The sequence below is a fragment of the Corallococcus llansteffanensis genome (genome assembly GCF_003612055.1).
Classification (GTDB): Bacteria; Myxococcota; Myxococcia; order Myxococcales; family Myxococcaceae; genus Corallococcus; species Corallococcus llansteffanensis.
The window spans coordinates 1-4,263 of sequence record NZ_RAWB01000732.1; the positions used below are offsets into that span (position 1 = coordinate 1).

The 4,263-nt window shown below is 71.9% G+C and carries 3 protein-coding genes; all 3 read left to right on the forward strand.

Annotated features, from left to right (window positions below):
* On the forward strand, positions 1-333 hold a 333-nt coding region (locus tag D7V93_RS39110; RefSeq protein WP_120648150.1), incomplete at its 5' end, for a PEGA domain-containing protein.
* The gene (locus D7V93_RS39115) at positions 330-2,885 is read left to right on the forward strand and encodes a TonB-dependent receptor domain-containing protein (RefSeq protein ID WP_120648151.1); all 2,556 of its coding nucleotides are present in this window, start codon (positions 330-332) and stop codon (positions 2,883-2,885) included. The genes D7V93_RS39110 and D7V93_RS39115, both read left to right, overlap by 4 nt.
* Complete coding sequence (locus tag D7V93_RS39120) at positions 2,882-4,120, forward strand: hypothetical protein (RefSeq protein ID WP_120648152.1); 1,239 nt, start codon at positions 2,882-2,884, stop codon at positions 4,118-4,120. The genes D7V93_RS39115 and D7V93_RS39120 overlap by 4 nt, the downstream gene beginning before the upstream one ends.
* Positions 4,121-4,263: the final 143 nt, after the last annotated feature.

Consider the following 4,263-nt stretch of genomic DNA (forward strand, 5'->3'; position numbering starts at 1 on the left):
GCCGCCGTGCCCGCGACGCCGCCTCCGGCCGCGCCCCGGGTGGTGCGCTTCCGCGTGGAGAGCGAGCCCGTGGGCGCGGAGGTCACCATCAACGGGCGCGTGCGGGGCAAGACGCCGCTGGAGATTGAACGCACCCCGGATGACTCGGGGCTGGCGTCGCTGGAGCTGACGTTCGCGCTGGAGGGCTACCAGACCGTCAGCAAGACCTTCGCGGGTGAGCCCGGCAGTACCGTCCCCGCGTCCATGAAGTTGCCGCAGTTGCCGCGCATCAAGAAGCAGGGACCGAAGCCGAAGGCTCCCGGTTCCGCGTACAAGGACGATCCGTACCAGTGACCATCCCGACAGTCTTTCGACGTGGGGCGCTCCTCGCGCTGTGTCTTTGCGCGACCGAGGCCCTGGCGGACGCCCGCCTGGAAGCGCGCCGCCACTTCCGCAATGGCATGAACCTCATCGAGCAGAAGCAGTTCGATGAAGGCATCGCCGAGCTGGAAGAGGCCTACAAGATCAAGCCCCACCCCAGCGTGCTCTACAACATCGCGCGGGCGTACCAGGACGCGGGCCGGCTGGCGGAGGCGCTGGACGCCTTCAAGCGCTACCTCGCCTCCAACCCGCCGGACGCCGCCAGCGTGCAGGCCCAGGTGACGCGGCTGGAGGCCACGCAGCAGGCCGCCTCCGCGGAAGCGCCCCCGCCCGGCACCACGCCGGGGACGCCGGGCTCCAACCTGCCCATGCCCCCGCCGCCCCCCACGAGCATCCAGGCCCAGCAGCAGCTGGCCACGCTCATGGAGCGGCTGGAGAAGGCCGTCAACCGCGCCGAGTCGCTCACCGCCAACGCGGCCCCGCAGCCGCAGGCCCCGGCCAACACGCCCGCGTCCAACGACGCGGACACCTCCGGCGGCGCGCAGGGCGACACCTCCGGCGACCAGGGCTTCGTGCCGTACGAGGAGCGCGTGGTGACGGCGAGCCGCCGCGCCCAGTCCTCGCTGGAGGCGCCCAACGCCACCACCGTCATCACGTCGGAGGACATCCGCCTGTCGGGTGCCACCACGCTGCCGGAGCTCTTGCGCCGCGTGCCCGGCGCGGACGTGATGGCCCTGGGCGTGGGCAGCGCCAACGTCAGCCTGCGCGGCTTCAACCAGCGGCTGTCCAACAAGGTGCTGGTGCTGGTGGACGGCCGCACGGAGTACCAGGACTTCATCGGCCTCACCGTGTGGGCGGGGCTGCCCATCGGCCTGGAGGAGATCGACCGCATCGAGGTCATCCGCGGTCCGGGCAGCGCGCTCTACGGCGCCAACGCGATGCTGGGCGTCATCAACATCATCACCCAGGCCCCCGGCACCGGCCGGCGCGCGCGCTTCAGCGCCATGGCGGGGGGCGGCAACACCGTGCAGGGCTCCTTCGTCAGCCACGGCCAGAACGGCGCCCTGCGCTACCGCGCGTCCGCCGCCTACCGGCAGGAGGACAAGTGGAGCCGCGACTACGCGAGCGGCCGTCCTGACTTCGCCCTCCGGGATGAGGACCCCGACCTGGGCACGCGCGGCGCCCGCGGCAACCTGTCCACCGTCTACACGTTCTCCGAAGACCGGTCGGTCGGCCTGTCCGGCGGCGTGCACCGCTACAACACCGAAATCTATCCGCTGGGCCTCCTGCGCAACTACTCCATGGACGCCCTGGGCGCGTACGCCAAGGGTGACGTGGAGCTGGGGGCGGTGAAGCTCAAGGCCTTCTGGAACCACCTGTCCGGCACCGCGGGGCCGCAGTACGAGGCCATCGGGCAGCGCTCGCTCGTCACCAACATCGCCTCCAACGTCTTCAACGGCGAGGCGCTGTACGCGCGCGGCTTCGAGCTCGCGGGCGAGCACCAGGTGAACATCGGCGTGGAGGGCCGCCTCAAGCGCGTGGCCTTCGGCTACCTGGACGGCAACCTGCGCGAGGAGTTCCACGCGGCCGCCTTCATCCAGGACGAGTGGCGCATCGTGCAGCCCCTGCGCCTCGTGGTCAGCTACCGCGTGGACCGCCACCCGCTGCTCGACAAGGGCCAGCCGGGCATCGCGCAGTCGCCGCGCCTGTCCGCCGTCTTCCAGCCCATGGAGGGCCATGCCTTCCGCGCGTCCGTCGCCACCGCCTTCCGCGAGCCCACGTTCCTGGAGAGCTACACGCGGCTGCCCGTGCCCGTGCCGGGCGTCAACGGCGTCAGCGTGCTGACCACCGGCAACCGGGAGCTGCGGCCGGAGCGCCTCAACGCGCTGGAGCTGGGCTGGCGCGGGGAGTCCCCCCGGCTGGGCCTGGACTGGGACGTGGCCCTCTACCAGAACACGGTGAAGGACCTCATCGGCCTGTCCCCCGTGCAGCGGCTGCCCGCGGGCGAGTCCTACGACAGCGGCAGCGGCAGCTACCTGGTGGGCCGCTCGCTGTTCACCAACGAGAACGCCATCTACACCGCGCGCGGCGTGGAGGCGGGCATCAACCTGTCCCCCATCGACGGCCTGGGCATCAAGGCGAGCGCCGCGTACCAGCACGTCAGCTCCGACCTGCCGGAAGAGGGCCAGTGCGGCCCGTGCAGCCAGGCGCCGGGCTTCCGGCTGTTCGGCGGCATCACGTACCGCACGCGCAAGGACCTGGAGTTCGGCGTCGACGCGGCCTTCACGACCGCCACCACCTGGGTGGAGCGCGAGCCCGCCGCCACCGACCCCACGCGCGTGGACCTGCTGGCCAACAACCTCCCCGCGTACACCGTCGTCAACGCCCGCGTGGGCTACGACGTGGTGAAGGACTTCGCCTCCGTGGCGCTGATGGGCAGCCAGCTCGGCGGCGGCCACTCGGAACACCCCTTCGGCAACCGCATCGAGCGGCGCGTGTTCGCCACCCTCACGGTGACCCCATGAAGCGCGCCCCTTCGTCCCCCTTCTTCCGCGGGCTCGCCGCCGTCACGTTCGCATCGCTCCTCGCGCTGGGCTGCGAGTCCCCGGAGGTGCTGCCCACCGCGGACGGCCGGCAGAACACGCGCGCCGCGCGCATCGAGGGCAGCCTCGTCGTGCAGTCGGCCGCCCGGGGCAACGCGATCGTGTTCCTCTACAGCGCGGACGCCCTGCCCCCGCCGCAGGGCTCCGGCCGTCCCCTGGCCTTCACCGTCATCCCCGCCGCGGAGCTGTTCGGCGCGTCGCTCTCCGACACCAGCACCGGCCCGTTCACCGCGCCGTTCGCGCTGAGCCTCGTGGCGCCCGGCCGCTACCTCTTGCGCGGCTTCATCGACGCGGACACCTGCCGGCTGATTCCGCAGCCGTGCCACGTGCCCGACTTCAACCCCTTCTACGGCGTCACTGGCGAGCCCAACGCGGGCGACGTGGGCGGCGGCAGCGTGGACCCGGCCAACGGCGTCGCGCGCATCCTGGAGGTGACGACGGACGCGGACGGCTGGCCCCAGCCGCTCACCGGTATCTCCGTGTCCTTCGGGAGCACCGCCACCGTTCCGTTCGACCGGCCCGCCTTCCAGGTCGCGGAGTCGCGCGACTTCGACCCCTCCACCACCCCCACGAAGGTGCTGACACTCACGCCGCAGCAGTTCACCGGCGTGGTGGACCAGCGGCCTCCGGGCTTCTGGGTGCAGTTGGTGGACGCCAACCGCGACGGCATCCCCGACGACGCCAACGGCGACGGCGTGCCGGACTTCTGGCCGCGCGTGGTGGTGCGCAAGCTGGCGGGCGCGGCGGGCCTCGTGGACGAGAACGACCTGGACCGCAACGGCATGGTGGACGCGGAGGGCGTGGACTACGCGCGCCTCAACGGCGGCAAGGACGGCAAGCCGGACGCGGTGGTGCTGGCGGCCGGCCTGGCGCCTGATCCGCTGCTCGCTGTCCTGCTGGACGACCAGGGGAAGCCCCGCCCGCAGCCCGTGTTCGTGCCGCAGCTCACCGTGGCCATCCGGGCCCAGGCGGTGGACGCGCGTGATCCCGCCGCGCCCGCTCCGCTGGCCGCCGTTCCCCCGGGGCGCTACAGCGTCACCCTGCTGCAGTCCACGGGTCAGACCTGGCGTGTGCCCAACGAATTGGATCCGGTGCTGGCCGAGCCCGTGGGGCTTCCAGGAGCGCCCTCCCAGTCCTTCGTGCTCGAGGTGCGATGAGGGCTTCGCGGCCCTTGTGAAATCTCGGCGCGGGGCGGCGCGTTGCTTTGACTTCGCAAGGCCCATCCGCGACCATGGGGGAGTGCTGTTGGAGGCATCCCCCCTCCCGAGGTTCTGATTCCGATGAAGGCCGGCCCCCTCTC